Origin of the sequence: Bradyrhizobium sp. NAS96.2 (genome assembly GCF_001908235.1) — a bacterium.
GTDB lineage: Bacteria > Pseudomonadota > Alphaproteobacteria > Rhizobiales > Xanthobacteraceae > Bradyrhizobium.
In genome coordinates this window covers 42,426-68,164 of the sequence record NZ_LGHK01000042.1, presented here as the reverse complement: position 1 = coordinate 68,164, position 25,739 = coordinate 42,426, and the positions used below count along the sequence as shown (strand labels likewise).

Below are 25,739 nucleotides of genomic sequence, written 5' to 3'. Positions count from 1 at the left end.
ACTTGCTGGCATGTCCGTGCTCGCATTCCGAAAACCTGAGGTGATAGGAGATCATTCCTTTCCGCATGCCCGCAAGGATGCTCGAAAGGAAGGAGACCCGTCGCCTCGGAACGGAGTGAGAGCAGGGGCCTTCAGCGTGCTGAAGTGCCTCGATCCTGTCCAAGACTGCAGGCGCCCGCGAGAACTTCGTGTTTTCAACGGCTTAATCGCATGGCCTGCATAGACGGGTGAAGACCGGATTTTGCACTCCACGCCGCGGACTGTTCGCGGCTTGAGAGGCTGGTTTGGTTCGAACCTCGACAGCCCATGGCCGCAAGGCTCTGGGAGGGCAGGCTTCTAGATGTCGTCTTGCCCGGCATGTCCGAAGGGTCTTAGCAACCCTCTGGATCAGGTTTAGGGCGGGACGATGGGTGCAACCCGGCGGTCCTGCCTTCGCGGAAGGCCGCCAACCGGAAAGAGCTTGCTGTGGAACGAGCGGCAAAAAAAGAGTCGGTCGAACAACTTAACGAGGTCTTCAAGACCACGTCGGTTGCGATCGTTGCTCATTATTCCGGCCTCACCGTGGCCCAGATGCAGAAGCTGCGCATGCAGATGAAGCAGGCGGGTGCGTCGGTGAAGGTCTCGAAGAACCGTCTCGCCAAAATTGCTCTTGAAGGCACTGACGTCGTTGCCATCGGCTCCCTGCTGAAGGGGCCGACCGTGATCGCTACTTCGAACGATCCGGTTGCGGCGCCAAAGGTTGCCGTCGAATTCGCCAAGGCGAACGAGAAGTTCGTCATCCTCGGCGGCTCGATGGGTAAAACCGTCCTGAATGTCGACAGCGTGAAGGCGCTTGCCTCACTGCCGTCGCTCGACGAACTGCGCGGCAAGATCGTTGGCCTCCTCGTGGCGCCGGCGACCAAGCTTGCTCAGCTGTCCAACGCGCCCGCGGCCAAGCTCGCACGCGTCATTCAGGCTCATGCCTCAAAGGGCGAAGCGGCCTGACCCCTTCGCTAATCTCAAACCTGGTTCGAACCAAACGTTTAAGGAACTGAACAATGGCTGATCTGCAGAAAATCGTCGACGACCTCTCGAGCCTCACCGTGCTCGAAGCGGCCGAACTCGCCAAGCTCCTCGAAGAAAAGTGGGGCGTGTCCGCCGCTGCCGCCGTCGCGGTTGCTGGCCCGGCTGCCGGCGGCGCTGCCGCTGCTCCGGCTGAAGAGAAGACCGACTTCACCGTCGTGCTGGCTGCTGCCGGCGACAAGAAGATCGAAGTCATCAAGGAAGTCCGCGCCATCACGGGCCTCGGCCTGAAGGAAGCCAAGGACCTCGTCGAAGGCGCTCCGAAGCCCGTCAAGGAAGGCGTCAACAAGGAAGAAGCCGACAAGATCAAGGCCCAGCTCGAGAAGGCTGGCGCCAAGGTCGAGCTCAAGTAATGCGCGATCCGGGAGCGCCGCAGGGCGCTCCCGGGCCATGCAAACGGCGTGCGACAGGTTGTCGCGTGGCACGTTGGACACAAAAAAGTGTGGGGATGCGTGGACTTAACCCTCGAATCTCCTTTATTGCCATCCCATATCGGGTTGGCAGCGGAAAAACACGGTAGGCGGCGGGGGCGGCAGGGTCCCTGGCGGAAGCCGTTGGGAGACAGTCAGATTTCGGGCTTTTTCAGTCCGTAAAGCGGAGCGTTTGGACGAGCGGGTGCAGTGATGCGCCCCGCGCGTTGTTTTGCGTTTTGGAGGTGGTCGGGGCCGGGACGGGGATTTAATTCCTGACTTTGCGCTTCGTTCCTTCGAGACGATTCGAAATTCAACCCGGGGCCGACGGCAGTCGTGTCCCGGAAGGTTCGCCCCACAAAGGCGACGAAAATGAGAGGCCACGATGGCGCAGCAGACATTCACCGGTCGCAAACGCGTACGCAAGTTTTTCGGTCACATCAAGGAAGTCGCCGAGATGCCGAACCTCATCGAGGTTCAGAAGGCGTCTTATGACCAGTTCCTGATGGTTGACGAGCCGGCCGGCGGTCGCCTCGACGAGGGCCTGCAGGCGGTGTTCCGCTCGGTGTTCCCGATCTCGGATTTTTCGGGCACCTCGATGCTCGAATTCGTCCGCTACGAGTTCGAACAGCCGAAATACGACGTCGACGAGTGCCGCCAGCGCGGCATGACCTTCGCTGCGCCGCTCAAGGTGACGCTGCGCCTCATCGTGTTCGATATCGACGAGGAAACCGGCGCCAAGTCGGTCAAGGACATCAAGGAGCAGGACGTCTACATGGGCGACATCCCGCTCATGACGATGAACGGCACCTTCGTCGTCAACGGCACCGAGCGCGTCATCGTCTCGCAGATGCATCGTTCGCCCGGCGTGTTCTTCGACCACGACAAGGGCAAGACCCATTCGTCCGGCAAGCTGCTGTTTGCCGCGCGCGTGATTCCGTATCGCGGTTCCTGGCTCGACATCGAGTTCGACGCCAAGGACATCGTGTTCGCGCGCATCGACCGCCGCCGCAAGCTGCCGGTGACCTCGCTGATGTACGCGCTCGGTCTCGACGGCGAGCAGATCCTGTCGACCTTCTACAAGAAGATCACCTACAAGCGGACCAAGGAAGGCTGGCGCGTGCCGTTCGACGCCAACCGCTTCCGCGGCTACTCGACCATCAACGACCTGATCGACGCCGACACCGGCAAGGTGGTGCTCGAGGCAGGCAAGAAGCTGACCGTGCGCAGCGCGCGTCAGATGCAGGAAAAGGGCCTCAAGGCCCTGCGCATGTCGGATGAGGAACTGGTCGGCAACTATCTCGCCGAAGATCTCGTCAATCCGAAGACCGGTGAGATCTACGCCGAAGCCGGCGAGGAGATCACCGAGAAGTCGATGAAGGTGCTGAACGAGCAGGGCTACAAGGACCTGCCGCTGCTCGACATCGACCACGTCAATGTCGGCGCCTACATCCGCAACACGCTGTCGGCCGACAAGAACATGACGCGTGAGGACGCGCTGTTCGACATCTACCGCGTGATGCGTCCGGGCGAGCCGCCGACGCTGGATTCGGCGCAGGCGATGTTCCAGTCGCTGTTCTTCGATGCCGAGCGCTACGACCTTTCCGCGGTCGGCCGCGTCAAGATGAACATGCGCCTCGAGCTCGATGCACCCGACACCCATCGCACGCTGCGCAAGGAAGACATCCTGGCGGTCATCAAGACGCTGGTCGACCTGCGCGACGGCAAGGGCGAGATCGACGACATCGACCACCTCGGCAACCGCCGGGTGCGCTCGGTCGGCGAGCTGATGGAGAACCAGTACCGGATCGGCCTGCTCCGCATGGAGCGTGCCATCAAGGAACGCATGTCGAGCGTCGATATCGACACCGTGATGCCGCAGGACCTGATCAACGCCAAGCCCGCGGCCGCCGCGGTGCGCGAGTTCTTCGGTTCCTCGCAGCTGTCGCAGTTCATGGACCAGACCAACCCGCTGTCGGAGATCACCCACAAGCGGCGCCTGTCGGCGCTCGGCCCGGGCGGTCTGACCCGCGAGCGTGCCGGCTTCGAAGTCCGCGACGTGCATCCGACGCATTACGGCCGTATCTGCCCGATCGAAACGCCGGAAGGTCCGAACATCGGCCTGATCAACTCGCTGGCGACGTTCGCGCGCGTCAACAAGTACGGCTTCGTCGAGACGCCTTATCGCAAGATCAAGGACGGCCGGGTCACCGACGAGGTGGTCTATCTGTCGGCGATGGAAGAGGGCCGCTACCGCGTCGCGCAGGCCAACGTGCCGCTCGATGCCAAGGGCCGCTTCACCGACGATCTGGTGGTCTGCCGTCATGCCGGCGAAGTCTTGCCGGTGACGCCGGACAAGGTCGACTACATGGACGTGTCGCCGAAGCAGCTGGTTTCGGTCGCCGCGGCGCTGATCCCGTTCCTCGAGAACGACGACGCCAACCGCGCGTTGATGGGCTCGAACATGCAGCGCCAGGCGGTGCCGCTGGTTCGCGCCGAGGCGCCGTTCGTCGGCACCGGCATGGAAGGCGTGGTCGCCCGTGACTCCGGCGCGGCGATTGCCGCGCGCCGCTCGGGCGTGATCGACCAGATCGACGCCACCCGCGTCGTGATCCGCGCCACCGAGGATCTCGATCCGACCAAGTCGGGCGTCGATATCTACCGGCTGATGAAGTACCAGCGCTCCAACCAGTCGACCTGCATCAACCAGCGTCCGCTGGTGAAGGTCGGCGACATCGTCAAGAAGGGCGACATCATCGCTGACGGTCCGTCGACCGATCTCGGCGAGCTCGCGCTCGGCCGCAACGTGCTGGTCGCGTTCATGCCGTGGAACGGCTACAACTTCGAAGACTCGATCCTGCTCTCCGAGCGGATCGTGAAGGACGACGTGTTTACCTCAATTCATATCGAAGAATTCGAGGTGATGGCCCGCGACACCAAGCTCGGTCCTGAGGAAATCACCCGCGACATTCCGAACGTTTCGGAAGAAGCGCTGAAGAACCTCGACGAAGCCGGTATCGTCTACATCGGTGCGGAAGTCCGCGCCGGCGACATCCTGGTCGGCAAGATCACGCCGAAGGGCGAGAGCCCGATGACGCCGGAAGAGAAGCTGCTCCGCGCCATCTTCGGCGAGAAGGCCTCCGACGTCCGCGACACCTCGCTGCGCGTGCCCCCGGGCGTGCAGGGCACTATCGTGGAAGTCCGCGTGTTCAACCGCCACGGCGTCGACAAGGACGAGCGTGCGCTGGCGATCGAGCGCGAGGAGATCGAGCGTCTGGCCAAGGACCGCGACGACGAGCAGGCGATCCTGGACCGCAACGTCTACAACCGCCTCGCCGAGCTCCTGGAGAACCGCCAGGGCATCGCCGGCCCGAAGGGCTTCAAGAAGGACACCAAGATCACCCGCGCGGTGCTCGACGAGTATCCGAAGTCGCAGTGGTGGCTGTTCGCCTCGCCGAACGACAAGCTGATGGCCGAGATCGAGGCCATGCGGAAGCAGTACGACGAGTCGAAGAAGGGCCTCGAGCAGCGCTTCCTCGACAAGGTCGAGAAGCTGCAGCGTGGCGACGAGCTGCCGCCCGGCGTGATGAAGATGGTCAAGGTCTTCGTCGCGGTGAAGCGCAAGATCCAGCCCGGCGACAAGATGGCCGGCCGTCACGGCAACAAGGGTGTGGTGTCGAAGATCGTGCCGATCGAGGACATGCCGTTCCTGGAGGACGGTACCCATGCCGACATCGTGCTCAACCCGCTCGGCGTGCCGTCGCGCATGAACGTCGGTCAGATCCTCGAGACGCATCTCGGTTGGGCCTGCGCCGGCCTCGGCAAGCGCATCGGCCAGACCATCGACGCCTATTATCAGAGGCAGGATCTCAAGCCGCTGCGCGAGACCCTGAAGAAGATCTACGGCGAGGATGAAACCATCAAGTCGCTGAACGACAACGAACTGCTGGAGCTCGGCCGCAATCTGAGCCACGGCGTGCCGATCGCCACTCCGGTGTTCGACGGCGCCAAGGAAGCGGACATCGAGGAGATGCTGAAGCTCGCGGGCTTCGACGCCTCCGGCCAGTCGACCGTCTACGACGGCCGCACCGGCGATGCGTTCGATCGCAAGGTGACGATGGGCTACATCTACATGCTCAAGCTGCACCATCTCGTGGACGACAAGATCCACGCGCGTTCGATCGGTCCGTACTCGCTCGTCACCCAGCAGCCGCTGGGCGGCAAGGCGCAGTTCGGCGGCCAGCGCTTCGGCGAAATGGAGGTCTGGGCGCTGGAAGCCTACGGCGCCGCCTACACGCTGCAGGAGATGCTGACCGTGAAGTCGGACGACGTCGCCGGCCGTACCAAGGTGTACGAGGCGATCGTGCGCGGCGACGACACCTTCGAGGCCGGTATTCCGGAATCGTTCAACGTGCTGGTCAAGGAAATGCGCTCGCTCGGCCTCAACGTCGACCTGCACAATTCCAAGGTGGGACCGGCGCCGACGTCGGAAGCGGCCGAGTAACGCTGTGATTGATGCCCGGCGCGAGATGCGCCGGGCCTTCGCGCTCCGCTCGGGCGTTGAGTGGGGCGCGCGCTGACTAAAACTCTCGAATTTGCTGCCGTTGACGATCGGCACGCGAGGAGAAGACCATGAACCAAGAGATTATGAATCTTTTCAATCCGACGACGCCGGCTCAGGTCTTCGACCAGATCCGGATTTCGATCGCGTCTCCGGAGAAGATTCTGTCCTGGTCGTACGGCGAGATCAAGAAGCCGGAGACCATCAACTACCGCACCTTCAAGCCGGAGCGCGACGGCCTGTTCTGCGCGCGCATCTTCGGGCCGATCAAGGATTACGAGTGCTTGTGTGGCAAGTACAAGCGGATGAAGTACAAGGGCATCATCTGCGAGAAGTGCTCGGTCGAGGTGACGCTGTCGCGCGTCCGGCGCGAGCGCATGGGCCATATCGAGCTGGCGGCGCCGGTCGCCCACATCTGGTTCCTGAAGTCGCTGCCGTCGCGCATCGGCCTGCTGCTCGACATGACGCTGAAGGATCTCGAGCGGATCCTGTACTTCGAATACTACGTCGTGCTCGAGCCGGGTCTCACCGCGCTGAAGGACCGTCAGCTGCTGTCGGAAGACGAGTATCTGAAGGCGCAGGACGAGTACGGCCAGGACAGCTTCACCGCCATGATCGGCGCCGAGGCGATCCGCGAGCTGCTCAAGGGGCTCGAGCTCGAGAAGCTCGAGGCGACGCTGCGTGCCGACATGGCGGAGACCGACTCCGACATCAAGCACAAGAAGCTCGCCAAGCGTCTGAAGATCGTCGAGGCCTTCCGCGTCTCCGGCAACAAGCCGGAATGGATGATCATGACGGTCGTGCCGGTGATCCCGCCGGACCTGCGTCCGCTGGTGCCGCTCGACGGCGGCCGCTTCGCGACCTCGGACCTCAACGACCTGTATCGCCGCGTCATCAACCGCAACAACCGCCTGAAGCGGCTGATGGAGCTGCGTGCGCCCGACATCATCATCCGCAACGAAAAGCGCATGCTGCAGGAGGCCGTCGACGCGCTGTTCGACAACGGCCGCCGCGGCCGCGTCATCACCGGCGCCAACAAGCGCCCGCTGAAGTCGCTCGCCGACATGCTGAAGGGCAAGCAGGGCCGGTTCCGTCAGAACCTGCTCGGCAAGCGCGTCGACTATTCGGGCCGTTCAGTGATCGTGGTCGGTCCCGAGCTGCGCCTGCATCAGTGCGGCCTGCCGAAGAAGATGGCGCTCGAGCTGTTCAAGCCGTTCATCTACTCGCGGCTCGACGCCAAGGGCCTCTCCACCACGGTGAAGCAGGCCAAGAAGCTGGTCGAGAAGGAGCGCCCGGAGGTCTGGGATATCCTCGATGAGGTGATCCGCGAGCATCCGGTGCTGCTCAACCGCGCGCCGACGCTGCATCGCCTCGGCATCCAGGCGTTCGAGCCGGTGCTGATCGAAGGCAAGGCGATCCAGCTGCATCCGCTGGTCTGCGCCGCCTTCAACGCCGACTTCGACGGCGACCAGATGGCCGTGCACGTTCCGCTGTCGCTCGAAGCGCAGCTGGAAGCGCGCGTCCTGATGATGTCGACCAACAACATCCTGCATCCGGCGAACGGCCAGCCGATCATCGTGCCGTCGCAGGACATCGTGCTCGGCCTCTACTACGTCTCGATCATGCGCGAAGGCCTGCCCGGCGAGGGCAAGATCTTCGGCGACATGGCCGAGCTCGAGCACGCCCTGCATTCGAAGGTCATCCACCTCCACACCAAGATCAAGTACCGGTGGGAAGGCCTCGACGAGGAAGGCAAGCTGTCGAAGCGGTGGATCGAAACCACCGCGGGCCGCGTCATGCTCGGCAATTTGCTGCCGAAGAGCACCAAGATCTCGTACGATATCATCAACAAGCTGATGACCAAGCGCGAGATCTCCGGCGTGATCGATCAAGTCTACCGGCACTGCGGTCAGAAGGAGACGGTGATCTTCTGCGACCGCATCATGGCGCTCGGCTTCTACAACGCCTTCAAGGCGGGCATCTCGTTCGGCAAGGACGACATGGTCGTGCCGGCGTCGAAGTGGAAGATCGTGGACCAGACCCGTACGCTGGCGAAGGATTTCGAGCAGCAGTACAATGACGGCCTGATCACCCATGGCGAGAAGTACAACAAGGTCGTCGACGCCTGGTCGAAGGCCGGTGAAGAAGTCGCCAAGGCGATGATGAAGGAGATCTCGTCGACCAAGAAGACGGCGGCGGGAGCCGATGCCGACATCAACTCGATCTACATGATGGCGCACTCCGGTGCGCGTGGTTCGCCGGCGCAGATGCGCCAGCTCGCCGGCATGCGCGGCCTGATGGCCAAGCCGTCGGGCGAGATCATCGAGACGCCGATCATTTCCAACTTCAAGGAAGGTCTGTCGGTGCTCGAGTACTTCAACTCGACCCACGGCGCCCGCAAGGGTCTCGCGGACACCGCGTTGAAGACTGCGAACTCCGGCTACCTGACCCGCCGTCTGGTCGACGTTGCGCAGGACTGCATCATCACGCAGACCGATTGCGGCACCAAGCTCGGCATCAAGATGCGCGCCATCGTCGACGCCGGCACCGTGGTTGCCTCGCTCGGCTCGCGCATCCTGGGCCGCACGGCCTGCGATGACGTGCGCGATCCCGCCACCAACGAGGTCGTGGTCAAGCGCGACACGTTGATGGAGGAGAGCCATGTCGACGCGATCCAGCAGGCCGGCATCCAGGAAGTGAAGATCCGCTCGGCGCTGACCTGCGAGCTGATCAACGGCATCTGCGCCAAGTGCTACGGCCGCGATCTGGCTCGCGGCACCCCGGTCAACCACGGTGAGGCCGTCGGCGTCATCGCGGCGCAGTCGATCGGTGAGCCCGGTACCCAGCTGACGATGCGCACGTTCCACATCGGCGGCGCGGCCCAGCTCAACGAGCAGTCGTTCGTCGAATCGAACTTCGACGGCAAGATCGTGATCAAGAACAAGGCCATCGCCCGCAACAGCGAAGGCAGCCTGATCGCGATGGTGCGCAACATGGTCGTTGCGATCGTCGATGCCGACGGAGCCGAGCGTGCAACCCACCGTATCCAGTACGGTTCGAAGATGCACGTCGACGAAGGCGACATGGTCAAGCGCGGCCAGCGCATCGCGGAGTGGGATCCCTATACCCGCCCGGTGCTCACCGAAGTCGAGGGCACGATCGGATTCGAGGATCTGGTCGAAGGCCAGTCGATCTCGGAAACGCTCGACGAATCGACCGGTATTGCCAAGCGCGTGGTCATCGACTGGCGCACGACGCGCGGCGGCTCGGACCTGCGTCCGGCCATCGTGGTCAAGGGCAAGGACGGCAAGGTGCTGAAGCTCGCGCGTGGCGGCGATGCCCGCTACATGCTGTCGGTCGACGGCATTCTGTCGGTCGACATCGGCGCGAAGGTGATGCCCGGCGACATCCTGGCGCGTATCTCGACCGAGAGCGCCAAGACGCGTGACATCACCGGCGGTCTGCCGCGGGTGGCGGAACTGTTCGAGGCTCGCAAGCCGAAGGATGCGGCGATCATCGCGGAGACCGCGGGAACGATCCGCTTCGGCCGCGACTACAAGAACAAGCGCCGCATCTCGATCGAGCCGATGGACAAGACCGAGGAGCCGCGCGAGTACCTGATCCCGAAGGGCAAGCACATCCACCTTCAGGACGGCGACATCGTCGAAAAGGGCGATTTCATCGTCGAAGGCAATCCGGCGCCGCACGACATCCTGGCGATCAAGGGCATCGAGGAACTCGCTGCCTATCTGGTCAACGAAATCCAGGAAGTCTACCGGCTGCAGGGCGTGCTCATCAACGACAAGCACATCGAGGTGATTGTCCGTCAGATGCTGCAGAAGGTCGAAGTCACCGACCAGGGCGACACCGACATGATCTCGGGCGAGCAGGTCGACAAGATCGAGTTCGACGCGCTCAACACCAAGGCCAAGGAGGAGGGCAAGAAGCCCGCCACGGGGACGCCGGTTCTGCTCGGCATCACCAAGGCGAGCTTGCAGACCCGCTCGTTCTTCTCGGCGGCGTCGTTCCAGGAGACGACGCGCGTGCTCACCGAGGCTGCCGTCAACGGCAAGATCGACCCGCTCGAAGGCCTCAAGGAGAACGTCATTGTCGGCCGCCTGATCCCGGCCGGCACCGGCGCCTCGATGGCGCGGATCCGCGAAGTCGCGGTCAAGCGCGACAAGCTGATCCTCGACGAGCGCGAGAAGCAGCAGGCGGCGATCGTGCCGACGGCTCCGGAAGCGGAGCCGCTGGCGCTGCCGCCCGCGGAATAGGCATCCGCAAGACTACGGTAATGGCGAGAAGGCCGGCGTTTTGCCGGCCTTTTTGCTGCTTTCTTTCCCTGCTGCGGTGCAGGGACGCAGTTTGTTCATCTTCCCTTCAGGCAAAAAAGTGCTTTTGCTAGGGTGACTTAGACCGGCCGTTTGGCTGCCGGAAGCGACGGAATCCACATGCTCGACTTGGCTATCGTAGGCGGCGGCCCCGGGGGGCTGATGAGCGCCTGGTATTTGAAGCGCAAACTCGGCGACCTCTGCCGCGTCACCATCTTCGAGGCGTCGAATCGTCTCGGCGGCAAGATCGTCACGAGCAAATTTGACAGCGCGCCGGCGATGTACGAGGCCGGCGTTGCCGAGATCTACGACTACTCGATGACGGGACCCGACCCGCTGCGCGAGCTGATCCAGCATTTCGGCCTGCAGACGATCCCGATGGATGCCGAGCAGGTGCACCTCGACGGCGAACTGCTCGCCGACGTCCCGGGCATGCGCCGCAAATACGGCGCGAAGACCGCGGCCGCGATCGAGGCATTCCGCAAGCGCTGCAGCGACCTGGTGTCGCCGCACGAATATTACGAGGGCATCGGCGCCCACGACAACGAGCACCCCTGGGCCTACAAGACCGCCGAGCAGATCCTCGACGAAGAGGTCGAGGACGCGACCGCCAAGCGATTCTTCAAGGTGATGGCGCGCTCCGACATCGCGACCGAGAGCCACAACACCAACGGCCTCAACGCGCTGAAGAACTACGTGATGGATGTCGACGGCTATATCGGCCTGTATTCGATCCAGAACGGCAACGAGCAGCTGATCGATTGCCTGCGTTCGGAGGTCAGCGCCGACATCCAGCTGAACCATCGCGTCCTCAAGGTCGGCAAGACCGCGGCCGGCCGCTACCAGCTCAACATGATGAACGGCAAGGGGCCGGAGACGCGCGACTTCGACCTTGTGCTGGTCTGCCTGCCGCACTCCTGGCTTGCGACCATGCGCTGGGACGGCGAGCAGCTGCGCAAGTCGATGGTCAAGCACGTCGCCTATTTCGACCGGCCCGCGCACTATCTGCGCGTCTCGATCCTGTTCGACGAGCCGTTCTGGGGCGAGAAGATCCCCGGCGCCTGGTTCATGTCGGAGGCGTTCGGCGGCTGCTGCGTCTACAATGAGGGCGCGCGCCACGATGTCGGCAAGCACGGCGTGCTGAACTGGCTGATCGCCGGCTCCGACGCACTCGCCTACGCCAATCTCAGCGACGAGGAGCTGATCGACGCCGCACTGAAGTCGCTGCCGGCCTCGCTCGGCAATGCGCGCGAACACTTCCTCGAGGGCAAGACCCACCGCTGGCTGTCGTCGGTCAATGCGCTGCCGGGCGGCCTGCCGGTGCGCGACGTCATGACCAACCATCGTCCCGAGCCGAAGGAGCACCCCGGCCTCGTCGTGGTCGGCGACTATCTGTTCGATTCGACGCTGAACGGGCTGCTCGATTCCTCCGATGCCGCGACCGACATTGTCGTCACCGAGATGATGCGGCTGCGCCGCGCCCGCTCGCAGGACGAAGGCACGCTGTCCGACAAGATCGACCGCGCCTATTTCGACAATTATCGCGGCGCCGGTCCCTACGGCGAAGTCTGGCGCAACTTCACCGACCCGGCCTATCTGACCGACCTGATCAAGACGGTCTGGGGCAGGGCGAAGGGCTACAAGCTCCTGATCGCCGGCTCCGCCAGCGGCGAGCTGGTCGGCGCGCTGCGCGAGCGCGGCATCGATGCCTGGGGCATCGAGAACAACCGCTACATCCACGGCAAGACGCCGAAGGCGCTCAAGAAGTACAACAAGCTCGGCTCGATCGCCGACATGCCGTTCAAGGACAATGAGTTCGACTTCGTGTTCGAGACCTCGCTGTGCCATCTCGGCGAGAAGCAGGTCGTGCGCGGGGTGCGCGAGCTCAACCGCGTGGTCAAGACCGGCGTCGTGTTCGCGTCGGTGACCTCGGACATGGCGCCGGCGGTGATCGATCGCTACGACCTGCTGCGCGGCGTGAAGAAGCTCGGCACCTGGTGGGAATGGTCGGAGTTGTTCTTCGGCAACGGCTTCGACCTGTCGATGCATCGCCGCGACTGCACCGATGCGCTGTGGACGTTGACGCTCGCCGCCAACAAGGGGCCGGGGCAGTGGTACGCCGACTCCGACAGCCTGCGTTATTCGTTCTTCGACAAGGTCGAGGCCGACCTCGACGACTAGCGACAAGACGAGCAGGGTCCGGCGCAAGGCGATCGGCCTTGCGCCAACCAATTGTCGAACGTCGGCCGTGCTGTGATCCCGAATCCACGGGACGGTGTCGCTACGCGTCGCGCTGTCCCAAACGCTTTGCCGAATTCATTGTGATCGCATAGAATTGCAGCCGCAGCGTTTGTCAGCTGCGGTTTCGATTTGCGGTCATGCCGGCCGTGGAGCATCGGTTGGTTTCATGGCGCCAAGACCTCCTGCATCAAGACCTCCCGCATCAGACGATCCGACGAGATCGGCGGCCGACGATCCCGAGCTGAAGAAGAAGCCGGCGCCGGTGGTGGGTCCGCCTGCGGCGGCAGCCTCCGCAAAGCCCGCCGCGGCACCGGCCGACGACGAAGATGAGGACGACGAGGAGGAGGACGAGTTCGAGCTTGACGATGATGATGACGAGGATCTCGTCGTCTTCACCGCCAAGGAAGCCGCCGGCGCGCTGTCGACGATCTATGGCTTCATCCGGCCGATCCTGACCAACTACAAGAAGCCGCTTGCGTTCGTCACCATCGGCGTGCTGGTCGAGACGTTGTTCAACGTCATTATGCCGCTCAGCCTGAAATTCCTGATCGACGACGCGCTCGGCGAGGAGGACTTCCAGGCGCTCTACAAGATCCTCGGCGTGCTCGCGGTTGCCGGCATCGTCACCTCGATCATCGCGGTCTGGTACGAGCGCTGGGATGCGCGGCTTGGCGCCGGCATCATCGCCGACGTCCGCACCCGGATCTTCGAGCACGTCCAGAACCTGCCGTCGGCCTATTTCGCGCGCACCAAGCGCGGCGAGATCCTGTCGCGCTTCTCGATCGACCTGTCGGCCTTCGAGGGCTCGGTCAAGACCTTCGCCAACAGCGCCGCGCTGCCGGGCTTCGAATTGATTGCCGGCATCATCCTGATGCTGTTCCTGAACTGGCAGCTGGCCGCGGTCGCCTTGCTGGTGTTTCCGATCACGCTGATCGGGCCGCGCATCCTGACGCCGAAAGCGGTGCAAGCCAATTACGAGCAGAAGCAGAACGAAGCCGCGCTGCTCGGAACCGTGCAGGAGAACGTCGCCGCGCAGGCGGTGGTGAAGGCGTTCAACCTGCAGCGCCGGGCGCTCGGCTGGTTCACACTGCGCAACCGCGACGTCCGGGCCAAGGCCGCCTCAGCCATGTTCCTGTCGACCATGGTCGAGCGCACCGTCACCATCGCGGTGCTGCTGCTCCACCTCGTGGTGCTGGCGATCGGCGCCTATCTCGCCACCAAAGGGCAGATCACGGTCGGCACCTTCGTGACCTTCGAGAGCGCGTTCTGGGAGGTGTCGTACAACATCGCCCATCTCATGCATTTCATCCCGGTGTCGATCTCGTCGGCGGCGGCGGTGCGGCACATCCAGGAACTACTGGACGAACCGACCCGCGGCGCCGACCGTCCCGGTGCGCCGGATCTGCCGCGCATCACCAACGACATCTCGTTCGAGCGCGTCACCTTCCGGTATGAGGGGGCGCAGACGCCGGTGCTCGACAATCTCAGCCTCAAGCTCAATGCCGGCAAGAGCATCGCGATCGTGGGCCCGAGCGGCTCCGGCAAGAGCACGCTGATCAACCTGATCCTGCGGCTCTACGTGCCGGACGAGGGCCGTGTCGCCATCGACGGCGTCGATATCCGCCGGGTGACGCGCGAGTCGCTGCGGGCGAACATGGCGGTCGTGTTCCAGGAGAACATGCTGTTCAACATGTCGATCCGCGAGAACATCCGGCTCGGCAAGGAAGGGGCCACCGACGCGGAGGTCGAGGATGCCGCGAAGAAGGCCGAGATCCATCGCTACATCATGAGTCTGCCGCAGCGCTACGACACGTCTGTCGGCGAGCGCGGCGATACCTTGTCCGGCGGCCAGCGTCAGCGTATCGCGATCGCGCGCGCGCTCATCCGCAATCCATCGGTGCTGCTGCTCGACGAGGCGACCTCGGCGCTGGATCAAACCACGGAGGCCGCGATCAACCGGACGCTGCTCAAGGTCGCGGAGGGCCGCACCATGATCTGGTCGACGCACCGCCTGACCTCGGTGGTCGAGATGGACGAGATCATCGTGATCTCGGGCGGCAGGGCGATCGAACGTGGCTCGCACGAGGAACTGCTGGCCCGGAATGGCGTCTACCGCAAGCTGTGGGACGACCAGGGACACGTGCATCACGATGCGGACGACGAAGACGACGACGAGGATGAAGACGACGAGGATGAGGACGAAGACGAGGAGGCGTGACGCCCGCGCCTTGCGGCTGGCGACGTCCGGCCGCTACACCCTGTCGGCCGCCTGCGGACGTTGCCGGAACTGATTGGCCGTCCGTGTTGCCGAGGCTGCCTGCGGGCGGTGCAGCCGGCGCAGCGAGCCGCGGCCGAGATAGCCGAGGAAGCGCGCCCAGCGCTGGGCCTGCCAGTAGGGTCCGCTGCCGATCGACACCTCACGGAAGCTGAAGGCCTTGGCGTTCGACCAGGCATCGCATTCGGTCTTGACCGGATCGTCGTAGAAGGCGGTGATCTTCTCCTCGCTCATGCCGTCGGTCGCAAGCCAGGCCGGGATGTGGACGTTGCAGAGCTGGGACACGTCGGTGAACACCTTGTCGGTCCCGGTGCCGGTGACCGGGCAGGTGCTGGCGAAGGCGTCGCCGACCAGGACGACGCCGGCCTGCCGATAGCCGGTGCTGACATAGACGTCGGCGGGCCGGATTTTGATGTCGCCGGCGACGCCGAATTCGCCGGTGAGCCGGCGCAGCCGCGGCAGCGCGGCGTTCAGCGTCTCGACCGGATTGCGCCGCATCGTCCGCAGCCAGGGATCGTCGGCCTGGCGGTAGGTGAAGAGGTTGGCGCGCATCCTGTTTCCGATCGGAAACAGCGTGATGTAGGGGATGAGGTCGCTCGGCCGCTCCGAGAAATAGGTCATGGCCGCGAACGGGAAGGCGGGGCGGCCGACGGGGACGAAATCGAAGCCGAGCGAGATCGAGTGGCAGTGGCTGGTGACCAGCCGCTCGATGCCGAGCATCCGGCGCAGCCCGACATTCAGGCCGTTGGCGAGCACCACGAGACGTGCCGAGATCTCCTCGCCATTGGAAAGCACGACCTTCTGCCGTTCGGAGCTGGTCGCGACGTTGACGACCTTGTCGCAGATGAGTTCCGCGGGCCTCGAGATTTCGTCCCGAATCGCGGTGATCAGCGCGTCGTACATGATGCCGTACTGCCGGCTCGGCTGCCGGTCGAGCAGATGGCCGAATCGCGCGATCCAGTTCTCGCCGTCCAGCGTCGCCGAGCGGAGCACGGATTCGGCAAGGCCGGTCCGGGCGAATCGCTCGAGCTGGAGGTCGCCGCCGATCTTTTCGACGCGGAAATCGAAGGGATAGACCCGGTGCGGGTCGATCAGCACGGTCGGTATTCCGGCACGGCCGAGCATGGCGGCGGCGATCGAGCCCGCAAGACCTCCGCCGATGATCGCGATGTCGGTGTACCGCATGAGAGATTCCGTGGCCGTCGATCGCGATTTTTGCGCTGCGAATGGCAAATAAAGGCTTAGTTTCGAAATTCGCCTTCAGGTCTAAGCTGGGGAGAATTGTTTCTATTCTTATTTTATCCGGGTGAAATATGAGTCCGCTGCCGTGCTGGAGATTCGGATTGGGGCGAGGCGTGGGCGCGGTCATATTTCGTCGCCCGGCGGGTGCCGGCGAAATGCGAAATCCGCAAGCGGCAGAGGCATTTCTTTGCTTGTCGTTTTGCTTGACTTCACTATCTCTCGCTTATACAAGGCGCTCACTTAACGACAGGCGGTGAGCTACGCCAGCGTCGGAACGGAACACCCGAAGGCCCTTTTTTCAGGCGCCGGACGGGCACCAACCTCGACGAATGCCGCTCAGACGCTGTCGATGATAGCTAGGCAATGCCAGGACGATTTTAGTTCTCTTGAGCACGTCCTCTTGAGAGTGAATTCGGATGCATGACCTCGGTGGCGGACCGAACAGCGAACGCTGAACGGTTCGGGATCGCGGTCCTCTGTGGCGTCGATGCGCTTTCCGCTCAGCGATGAGTGGTTGGCGCGATTTCGCTTTGCGCGGTTGTTTGTTCCGCGTCGAGCGGGCCGTGCGGGGCGGCTAGTCCCGAGAAGAAATTTGCGGAGCCATTCAAGGTTCTCGCGCGAACTAAAGGGTGAAGGCTGCATGCCGACGATCAACCAGCTGATCGCAAAACCGCGAGAAGTGCAGAAGTCGCGTAAGAAGGTGCCGGCGCTGCAGCAGTCGCCGCAGAAGCGCGGCGTGTGCACGCGCGTCTACACCACGACCCCGAAGAAGCCGAACTCGGCGCTTCGTAAGGTCGCCAAGGTGCGCCTGACCAACGGTTTCGAGGTGATCGGCTACATTCCGGGTGAAGGCCATAACCTTCAGGAGCACTCGGTGGTCATGATCCGCGGCGGCCGCGTCAAGGACTTGCCCGGCGTGCGTTACCACATCCTCCGCGGCGTGCTGGATACCCAGGGCGTCAAGAACCGTAAGCAGCGTCGTTCGAAGTACGGCGCGAAGCGTCCGAAGTAAGCGGGAAACGATCAGATGTCGCGTCGCCATTCTGCCGAGAAGCGTGAAGTTCTTCCGGATCCGAAGTTCGGGAACATCATCATTACGAAGTTCATGAACTCGGTGATGTACGCCGGGAAGAAGTCGGTCGCCGAAAACATCGTCTACGGTGCGCTCGGCATGATCGAGGCCAAGACCAAGCAGCCTCCGCTCGGCGTGTTCGAGCAGGCGCTCGAGAACGTGATGCCGACCATCGAGGTCCGTTCCCGCCGCGTCGGCGGCGCGACCTACCAGGTGCCGGTGGAAGTCCGTTCGGTGCGCCGTCAGGCGCTCGGCATCCGCTGGCTGATCTCGGCCGCCCGTGAGCGCAACGAGAAGACCATGACGGAGCGTCTCTCGGCTGAGCTGCTCGACGCCTCGAACAATCGCGGCAACGCCGTCAAGAAGCGTGAAGACGTGCATCGGATGGCGGAAGCCAACCGCGCCTTCTCGCACTATCGCTGGTAAGGCGATCAACGGAATTTAAGGAACAGTCTCATGCCCCGCCAACATGCCATCGAGGACTACCGCAACTTCGGTATCATGGCGCATATCGACGCCGGCAAGACCACGACCACCGAGCGCATCCTGTATTACACCGGCAAGAGCCACAAGATCGGCGAAGTGCACGAAGGTGCCGCGACGATGGACTGGATGGAGCAGGAGCAGGAGCGTGGCATCACGATCACCTCGGCTGCGACCACCGCGTTCTGGAACGGCAAGCGCCTGAACATCATCGACACCCCCGGCCACGTCGACTTCACCATTGAAGTGGAGCGTTCGCTGCGCGTGCTCGACGGCGCCGTTTGCGTTCTCGACTCCAACCAGGGCGTCGAGCCGCAGACCGAGACCGTCTGGCGCCAGGGCGACAAGTACAAGGTTCCGCGCATCGTCTTCGCCAACAAGATGGACAAGACCGGCGCCGACTTCTTCAAGTGCCTGTCCGACATCGTCGACCGCCTCGGCGCCAAGCCGATCGCGATCCAGCTTCCGATCGGTGCCGAGAACAACTTCAAGGGTCTCGTCGACCTCGTGAAGATGAAGGGCGTCATCTGGAACGATGAATCGCTCGGCGCCAAGTTCGACTATGTCGACATCCCGGAAGATCTGGTCGAGCAGGCCAAGGAATATCGCGAGAAGATGGTGGAAGCCGCCGTCGAGCTCGACGACGACGCTCTCGCTGCGTTCCTCGACGGCAAGGAGCCGGACGAGGCGACCCTGAAGCGCCTGATCCGCAAGGCCGTGCTCACCGGCGCGTTCTATCCGGTGCTGTGCGGCTCGGCGTTCAAGAACAAGGGTGTGCAGCCGCTGCTCGACGCCGTCGTCGACTACCTGCCGTCGCCGATCGACGTGCCCGCGATCAAGGGCACCGACGAGGACGGCAACGAGGTCGTGCGCAAGGCGGACGACAAGGAGCCGCTGGCGCTGCTCGCGTTCAAGATCATGGACGACCCGTTCGTCGGCACCATCACCTTCTGCCGCATCTATTCCGGCGTGCTCCAGTCGGGCACCGGCGTGGTGAACTCGACCCGCGAGAAGAAGGAACGTATCGGCCGCATGCTGCTGATGCACGCCAACAACCGCGAAGACATCAAGGAAGCCTATGCCGGCGACATCGTCGCGCTGGCGGGCCTGAAGGAAGCGCGCACCGGTGACACGCTGTGCGATCCCGACAAGCCGGTGATCCTCGAGAAGATGGAATTCCCGGAGCCGGTGATCGAAATCGCGATCGAGCCGAAGTCGAAGGCCGACCAGGAAAAGCTCGGCGTCGCACTGGCGAAGCTCGCCGCGGAAGATCCGTCGTTCCGCGTGTCGACCGATCAGGAGTCCGGCCAGACCATTCTCAAGGGCATGGGCGAACTGCATCTCGACATCAAGGTCGACATTCTCAAGCGCACCTACAAGGTCGATGCCAACATCGGCGCGCCGCAGGTGGCGTTCCGTGAGCGCGTGACCAAGAAGGCCGAAGTCAAGTACACGCACAAGAAGCAGACCGGCGGTACCGGTCAGTTCGCCGAAGTGTCGATCGTCGTCGAGCCGAACGAGCCCGGCAAGGGCTATGAGTTCGAATCGAAGATCGTCGGCGGTGCGGTGCCGAAGGAATACATCCCCGGCGTCGAAAAGGGCCTCAACAGCGTGATGGGCTCCGGCGTCGTCGCGGGCTTCCCGGTGGTGGACGTCAAGGTGCAGCTGGTCGACGGCAAGTACCACGACGTCGACTCCTCGGCGCTGGCGTTCGAAATCGCGTCGCGGGCTGCGTTCCGTGAGGCGCTGACGAAGGGCAAGTCCGTTCTGCTCGAGCCGATCATGAAGGTCGAGGTGGTGACCCCGGAAGACTACACCGGTTCGGTCATCGGCGACCTGAATTCCCGGCGCGGCCAGATCCAGGGCCAAGACATGCGCGGCAATGCCAACGTCATCAACGCGATGGTGCCGCTCATGAACATGTTCGGTTACGTGAATAACCTGCGCTCGATGAGCCAGGGTCGCGCAACCTTCACGATGCAGTTCGATCACTACGCCGAAGCTCCGGCGAACGTGTCGGCTGAAGTCCAGAAAAAGTTTGCTTGATTGTCGTTGGTTAGCAACTAACGACTGAACGGAGAGTCAAATGGCCAAAGCAAAATTCGAGCGTAACAAGCCCCACTGCAACATCGGAACCATCGGTCACGTCGACCATGGCAAGACCTCGCTGACCGCAGCGATCACCAAGGTGCTTGCAGAGACCGGCGGCGCGACGTTCACCGCCTACGACCAGATCGACAAGGCGCCGGAAGAGAAGGCGCGCGGCATCACGATCTCGACCGCTCACGTCGAGTACGAGACGAAGAACCGCCACTATGCTCACGTCGACTGCCCCGGCCACGCCGACTACGTCAAGAACATGATCACCGGCGCCGCGCAGATGGACGGCGCGATCCTGGTGGTGTCGGCTGCTGACGGCCCGATGCCGCAGACCCGCGAGCACATCCTGCTCGCCCGCCAGGTCGGCGTGCCCGCGCTCGTCGTGTTCCTTAACAAGTGCGACATGGTCGACGATCCGGAGCTGCTCGAGCTCGTCGAGATGGAAGTTCGCGAACTGCTCTCGAAGTACGAATTCCCCGGCGATGACATTCCGATCATCAAGGGCTCGGCGCTCGCCGCCCTCGAAGACAAGGACAAGAAGCTCGGCCACGACGCCATCCTCGAGTTGATGCGCAACGTCGACGAGTACATCCCGCAGCCGGAGCGTCCGATCGACCAGCCGTTCCTGATGCCGGTTGAAGACGTGTTCTCGATCTCGGGCCGCGGCACCGTCGTCACCGGCCGTGTCGAGCGCGGCGTGATCAAGGTCGGCGAGGAAATCGAAATCGTCGGTATCCGCGACACCCAGAAGACCATCGTCACCGGCGTCGAAATGTTCCGCAAGCTGCTCGATCAGGGCCAGGCCGGCGACAACATCGGTGCGCTGCTCCGCGGCACCAAGCGCGAGGAAGTCGAGCGTGGCCAGGTGCTGTGCAAGCCCGGTTCGGTCAAGCCGCACACCAAGTTCAAGGCTGAGGCTTACATCCTCACCAAGGAAGAGGGCGGTCGTCACACCCCGTTCTTCACCAACTACCGTCCGCAGTTCTACTTCCGCACCACCGACGTGACCGGTGTCGTGCATCTGCCGGAAGGCACCGAGATGGTGATGCCGGGCGACAACATCGCGATGGAAGTGCACCTGATCGTGCCGATCGCGATGGAAGAGAAGCTGCGCTTCGCGATCCGCGAAGGTGGCCGCACCGTCGGCGCCGGCGTCGTCGCCGCCATCATCGAGTAAGTACGCGAATAGGGAATGGCGAGTAGCGGGTGGGTCACCATTCGCTATTCGCTACTCGCCACTCACTAAAGAAAGAATACGGCAATGAACGGCCAAAACATTCGCATCCGTCTCAAGGCGTTCGACCATCGGATCCTCGATACGTCGACCCGCGAGATCGTGAACACGGCGAAGCGCACCGGTGCGCAGGTTCGCGGACCGATTCCGCTGCCGACCCGCATCGAGAAGTTCACCGTCAACCGTTCGCCGCACGTTGACAAGAAGAGCCGCGAGCAATTCGAGATGCGCACTCACAAGCGCCTCCTCGACATTGTCGACCCGACCCCGCAGACCGTCGATGCGCTGATGAAGCTCGACCTGGCCGCCGGTGTCGACGTCGAGATCAAGCTCTAAGGTTTTGGATTTTTACGTCCGCCGCTTGCGGACAGAAAGACAGGAAGCACGCCGATGCGCTCCGGAGTGATCGCACAAAAGGTCGGGATGACGCGGGTCTTTACGGAGACCGGCGAGCATATCCCTGTGACCGTGCTGAAGTTGGGCAACTGCCAGGTGCTGGGCCACCGCACGACCGAGAAGAACGGCTATGTCGCGCTTCAGCTCGGCTCGGGCGCCCGCAAGACCGTGTACATGCCGAAGGCCGAACGCGGCCAGTTCGCAGTCGCCAAGGTCGAGCCGAAGCGCAAGGTCGCCGAGTTCCGCGTGTCCGAGGACGCGCTGATCCCGGTCGGCGCGGAAATCCAGGCGGACCATTTCGTGGTCGGCCAGTTCGTCGACGTGACCGGCACCTCGATCGGTAAGGGCTTCGCCGGCGGCATGAAGCGCTGGAATTTCGGCGGTTTGCGCGCCACCCACGGTGTGTCGGTTTCGCATCGCTCGATCGGTTCGACCGGCGGCCGTCAGGACCCCGGCAAGACCTTCAAGAACAAGAAGATGCCCGGTCACATGGGCGTCGACCGCATCACCACGCTCAATCTGCGCGTGGTGCAGACCGACGTCGAACGCGGCCTGATCCTCGTCGAAGGCGCCGTTCCCGGCTCCAAGGGCGGCTGGATCTCGGTGCGCGACGCGGTCAAGAAGCCGCTGCCGAAGGAAGCCCCGAAGCCCGGCAAGTTCAAGGTTGCCGGCGGCGAAGCTGCCGAGGCTGCGGCCGAGAAGGAGGGCGTGTGAGATGGAACTGAAAGTCACGACCCTTGAAGGCAAGGACGCCGGTTCGGTCCAGCTCTCGGACGCGATCTTCGGTCTCGAGCCCCGCGCCGACATCATTCAGCGCTGCGTGCAGTGGCAGCTGAACAAGCGTCAGGCCGGTACCCACAAGGCCCAGGGCCGCGCCGACGTCTGGCGCACCGGCAAGAAGATGTACAAGCAGAAGGGCACCGGCGGCGCCCGTCACGGCTCGGCCCGCGTGCCGCAGTTCCGCGGCGGTGGCCGTGCGTTCGGTCCGGTGGTTCGCTCCCACGCGACCGACCTGCCGAAGAAGGTGCGTGCGCTCGCGCTGAAGCATGCGCTGTCGGCCAAGGCCAAGGACGGCGGGCTGATCGTGATCGACAATGCGCAGCTCGAGGCCGCCAAGACCAAGGCGCTGCTCGGTCACTTCTCCGGCCTCGGCCTGACCAATGCGCTGATCATCGACGGCGCCGAGCTGAACAACGGTTTCGCGACCGCGGCCCGCAACATCCCGAACATCGACGTGCTGCCGATCCAGGGCATCAACGTCTACGACATTCTCCGCCGCCACAAGCTGGTTCTGACCAAGGCTGCGGTTGATGCGCTGGAGGCGCGCTTCAAATGAAGAACATCGATCCGCGCTACTACGACGTCATCATCTCGCCGGTCGTGACGGAAAAGGCGACGCTCGCCTCCGAGCACAACAAGGTGCTGTTCAAGGTCGCCGGCAAGGCCACCAAGCCGCAGATCAAGGAAGCGGTCGAGAAGCTGTTCGACGTCAAGGTGAAGAGCGTCAACACGCTCGTTCGCAAGGGCAAGACCAAGGTGTTCCGCGGCAATCTCGGCTCGCAGTCGGACACCAAGCGCGCGATCGTGACCCTTGAAGAGGGCCACCGCATCGACGTGACTACCGGACTATAAGGCGCAACGACGATGGCATTGAAAACCTACAATCCCACGACGCCGGGCCAGCGCCAGCTGGTCATGGTCGATCGTTCGGCGCTCTACAAGGGCAAGCCGGTGAAGACCCTGACCGAGGGCAAGCTCGGCAATGGCGGTCGCAACAACACCGGCCGCATCACCGTGCGTTTCCGCGGCGGCGGCCACAAGAAGGCCTACCGCACCGTCGACTTCCGCCGCGACAAGGTGGACATGCCGGCGGTCGTGGAGCGCTTGGAGTACGATCCGAACCGCACCGCGTTCATCGCGCTGATCAAGTATCAGGACGGCGAGCTCGCCTACATCCTGGCACCGCAGCGTCTGGCCGCGGGCGACACCGTCGTCGCCGGCAACTATGTCGATGTGAAGCCGGGCAACGTCATGCCGCTCGGCAACATGCCGGTCGGCACGATCGTGCACAACATCGAGCTGAAGATCGGCAAGGGCGGCCAGCTGGCGCGCTCCGCCGGCACCTATGCCCAGATCGTCGGCCGCGACCAGGACTACGTGATCGTCCGCCTGAACTCGGGCGAGCAGCGTCTTGTGCACGGTCGTTGCCGCGGCACGATCGGCGCAGTCTCGAACCCGGATCACATGAACATCTCGATCGGCAAGGCCGGTCGTACCCGCTGGCTCGGCTGGCGTCCGCACAACCGCGGCGTCGTCATGAACCCGATCGATCACCCGCACGGCGGTGGTGAAGGTCGTACCTCGGGCGGTCGCCACCCGGTTACTCCGTGGGGCAAGCCGACCAAGGGCAAGAAGACCCGCACCAACAAGTCGACCAACAAATTCATTCTCCTCAGCCGCCACAAGCGGAAGAAGTAAGGAACGCCGGACATGGTTCGTTCAGTCTGGAAAGGCCCGTTCGTCGAGGGTTCTCTGCTCAAGAAAGCAGATGCCGCGCGTGCGTCCGGCCGTCACGACGTCATCAAGATCTGGAGCCGCCGCTCGACCATCCTGCCGCAGTTCGTCGGCCTGACGTTCGGCGTCTATAACGGCCACAAGCATGTGCCGGTGGCTATCAATGAGGAAATGGTGGGTCACAAGTTCGGCGAGTTCTCGCCGACCCGGACCTTCCACGGCCATTCGGGCGACAAGAAAGCCAAGAAGGCTTGAGGATTAACCGATGAGCAAACCAAAGCGCGAACGTAGCCTCGCGGACAATGAGGCCAAGGCCGTCGCCCGCATGCTGCGCGTCAGCCCGCAGAAGCTCAACCTGGTGGCGCAGCTGATCCGCGGCCGCAAGGCGTCTGCTGCGCTCGCCGACCTGCAGTTCTCGCGCAAGCGGATCGCGGTCGACGTCAAGAAGTGCCTGGAATCGGCGATCGCGAACGCCGAGAACAACCATGACCTCGAAGTCGACGATCTCGTCGTCGCCGAGGCGCATGTCGGCAATGGCATCGTGATGAAGCGTTTTGCTCCGCGCGGCCGTGGCCGTTCGGGCCGTGTGTTCAAACCGTTCTCGCACCTGACCATCGTGGTTCGTCAGGTCGAGGCCGAGGCAAGCGCTTAAGAAGGGCGCAGGAGAAGACGATGGGTCAAAAGATCAATCCAATCGGGCTGCGTCTCGGCATCAACCGGACCTGGGACTCCCGTTGGTTCGCCGGCAAGCAGGAATACGGCAAGCTCCTGCACGAAGACGTCAAGATCCGCGAGATCCTGCACAAGGAGCTCAAGCAGGCGGCTGTCGCCCGCATCGTGATCGAGCGTCCGCACAAGAAGTGCCGTGTGACGATCCACTCGGCCCGTCCGGGCGTCGTGATCGGCAAGAAGGGCGCCGACATCGACAAGCTGCGCAAGAAGGTTGCCGACATCACCTCGTCGGACGTCGTGATCAACATCGTCGAAATCCGCAAGCCGGAGCTCGACGCGACCCTGGTCGCTGAATCGATCGCCCAGCAGCTCGAGCGCCGCGTTGCGTTCCGCCGCGCCATGAAGCGCGCCGTGCAGTCGGCGATGCGTCTCGGCGCCGAGGGCATCCGCATCAACTGCTCGGGCCGTCTCGGCGGCGCCGAAATCGCGCGCATGGAGTGGTACCGCGAGGGCCGCGTGCCGCTGCACACGCTGCGCGCCGACGTCGACTACGGCGTTGCCACCGCGTTCACGACCTTCGGCACCTGCGGCGTCAAGGTCTGGATCTTCAAGGGCGAGATCCTCGAGCACGATCCGATGGCCCAGGACAAGAAGATGGCCGAGGGCGACAACGCGCCGCGTTCGCGCCGCGACGCCGCTTGAGGCAAAGCAGGAATTTGAGGGCTCAAAGCCATGATGCAACCTAAGAAAACGAAGTTCCGGAAGGCGCATAAGGGCCGTATCCACGGCGTTGCGACCTCTGGCGCGACGTTGGCGTTCGGCCAGTTCGGCCTGAAGGCGATGGAGCCTGAGCGCGTCACCGCCCGTCAGATCGAAGCCGCCCGCCGCGCGCTGACCCGTCACATGAAGCGCGCCGGCCGCGTCTGGATCCGCGTGTTTCCGGACGTGCCGGTGTCGAAGAAGCCCGCCGAAGTCCGCATGGGCTCCGGCAAGGGTGCCCCGGAATTGTGGGTGGTCCGGATCAAGCCGGGCCGCGTGATGTTCGAGATCGACGGCGTGCCGGTGCAGACCGCGAAGGAAGCGCTGTCGCTCGCCGCCGCCAAGCTGCCGATCAAGACGCGCTTCGTTGCGCGCATTGCGGAGTAA

Annotated in this window: 20 protein-coding genes; 19 read left to right on the top strand and 1 reads right to left on the bottom strand. The window is 63.4% G+C overall.

Annotated features, from left to right (window positions below; genetic code table 11):
* The first annotated feature begins 465 nt into the window (after positions 1-465).
* The 6 genes from rplJ (at position 466) to AC628_RS11560 (ending at position 14,823) form a co-directional block, all read left to right on the top strand.
* Complete coding sequence (gene rplJ, locus AC628_RS11585) at positions 466-984, top strand: 50S ribosomal protein L10 (protein WP_074126950.1); 519 nt, start codon at positions 466-468, stop codon at positions 982-984.
* Positions 985-1,037: 53 nt separating this feature from the next.
* The gene (gene rplL / locus AC628_RS11580) at positions 1,038-1,415 is read left to right on the top strand and encodes a 50S ribosomal protein L7/L12 (protein ID WP_050402243.1); all 378 of its coding nucleotides are present in this window, start codon (positions 1,038-1,040) and stop codon (positions 1,413-1,415) included.
* A gap of 442 nt (positions 1,416-1,857) precedes the next feature.
* Entirely contained in the window at positions 1,858-5,976 is a 4,119-nt protein-coding gene (gene rpoB, locus AC628_RS11575) for a DNA-directed RNA polymerase subunit beta (protein WP_074126949.1), read from the top strand.
* 128 nt (positions 5,977-6,104) lie between these two features.
* Complete coding sequence (gene rpoC / locus AC628_RS11570; protein ID WP_074126948.1) at positions 6,105-10,307, top strand: DNA-directed RNA polymerase subunit beta'; 4,203 nt, start codon at positions 6,105-6,107, stop codon at positions 10,305-10,307.
* Positions 10,308-10,484: 177 nt separating this feature from the next.
* On the top strand, positions 10,485-12,545 hold the full coding sequence (locus AC628_RS11565; protein ID WP_074126947.1) for an FAD-dependent oxidoreductase: 2,061 nt from the start codon (positions 10,485-10,487) through the stop codon (positions 12,543-12,545).
* A gap of 226 nt (positions 12,546-12,771) precedes the next feature.
* Positions 12,772-14,823 (top strand): ABC transporter ATP-binding protein, encoded by a 2,052-nt coding sequence (locus tag AC628_RS11560; RefSeq protein ID WP_074126946.1) that lies wholly within the window; start codon positions 12,772-12,774, stop codon positions 14,821-14,823.
* 33 nt (positions 14,824-14,856) lie between these two features.
* Here AC628_RS11560 and AC628_RS11555 read toward each other — a convergent pair whose 3' ends face one another.
* Positions 14,857-16,065, bottom strand: a complete 1,209-nt coding sequence (locus AC628_RS11555) for an FAD-dependent oxidoreductase (RefSeq protein ID WP_074126945.1) — start codon at positions 16,063-16,065, stop codon at positions 14,857-14,859.
* Between the two features lie 697 nt (positions 16,066-16,762).
* Here AC628_RS11555 and rpsL point away from each other — a divergent pair.
* The 13 genes from rpsL to rplP all read left to right on the top strand — a co-directional run bounded on the left by rpsL (position 16,763) and on the right by rplP (position 25,739).
* Positions 16,763-17,134, top strand: a complete 372-nt coding sequence (rpsL, locus tag AC628_RS11550; RefSeq protein WP_028168167.1) for a 30S ribosomal protein S12 — start codon at positions 16,763-16,765, stop codon at positions 17,132-17,134.
* A 15-nt stretch (positions 17,135-17,149) separates the two neighbouring features.
* Positions 17,150-17,620 (top strand): 30S ribosomal protein S7, encoded by a 471-nt coding sequence (gene rpsG, locus AC628_RS11545; protein ID WP_021081660.1) that lies wholly within the window; start codon positions 17,150-17,152, stop codon positions 17,618-17,620.
* Between the two features lie 30 nt (positions 17,621-17,650).
* Positions 17,651-19,723 (top strand): elongation factor G, encoded by a 2,073-nt coding sequence (fusA, locus tag AC628_RS11540; protein ID WP_074126944.1) that lies wholly within the window; start codon positions 17,651-17,653, stop codon positions 19,721-19,723.
* A 40-nt stretch (positions 19,724-19,763) separates the two neighbouring features.
* A complete protein-coding gene (gene tuf / locus AC628_RS11535; protein ID WP_074126943.1) occupies positions 19,764-20,954 on the top strand; it encodes an elongation factor Tu in 1,191 nt (396 codons plus the stop codon).
* 84 nt (positions 20,955-21,038) lie between these two features.
* On the top strand, positions 21,039-21,347 hold the full coding sequence (gene rpsJ, locus AC628_RS11530) for a 30S ribosomal protein S10 (protein WP_002712302.1): 309 nt from the start codon (positions 21,039-21,041) through the stop codon (positions 21,345-21,347).
* Between the two features lie 54 nt (positions 21,348-21,401).
* Entirely contained in the window at positions 21,402-22,121 is a 720-nt protein-coding gene (gene rplC, locus AC628_RS11525; protein ID WP_074126942.1) for a 50S ribosomal protein L3, read from the top strand.
* A gap of 1 nt (position 22,122) precedes the next feature.
* Positions 22,123-22,743, top strand: a complete 621-nt coding sequence (rplD, locus tag AC628_RS11520) for a 50S ribosomal protein L4 (RefSeq protein WP_074126941.1) — start codon at positions 22,123-22,125, stop codon at positions 22,741-22,743.
* Complete coding sequence (locus AC628_RS11515) at positions 22,740-23,039, top strand: 50S ribosomal protein L23 (protein ID WP_074126940.1); 300 nt, start codon at positions 22,740-22,742, stop codon at positions 23,037-23,039. The genes rplD and AC628_RS11515 overlap by 4 nt, the downstream gene beginning before the upstream one ends.
* A 12-nt stretch (positions 23,040-23,051) precedes the next feature.
* On the top strand, positions 23,052-23,885 hold the full coding sequence (gene rplB / locus AC628_RS11510) for a 50S ribosomal protein L2 (RefSeq protein ID WP_021081655.1): 834 nt from the start codon (positions 23,052-23,054) through the stop codon (positions 23,883-23,885).
* 12 nt (positions 23,886-23,897) lie between these two features.
* The gene (gene rpsS / locus AC628_RS11505; RefSeq protein WP_024578574.1) at positions 23,898-24,176 is read left to right on the top strand and encodes a 30S ribosomal protein S19; all 279 of its coding nucleotides are present in this window, start codon (positions 23,898-23,900) and stop codon (positions 24,174-24,176) included.
* 10 nt (positions 24,177-24,186) lie between these two features.
* Positions 24,187-24,573 carry a 50S ribosomal protein L22 gene (gene rplV / locus AC628_RS11500; protein WP_016843750.1) on the top strand — a complete coding sequence of 129 codons (387 nt, stop codon included), beginning with the start codon at positions 24,187-24,189 and terminating at the stop codon, positions 24,571-24,573.
* 20 nt (positions 24,574-24,593) lie between these two features.
* Complete coding sequence (gene rpsC / locus AC628_RS11495; protein WP_074126939.1) at positions 24,594-25,295, top strand: 30S ribosomal protein S3; 702 nt, start codon at positions 24,594-24,596, stop codon at positions 25,293-25,295.
* A 30-nt stretch (positions 25,296-25,325) separates the two neighbouring features.
* Positions 25,326-25,739, top strand: coding sequence for a 50S ribosomal protein L16 (gene rplP / locus AC628_RS11490; protein WP_016843752.1), 414 nt, complete (start codon positions 25,326-25,328; stop codon positions 25,737-25,739).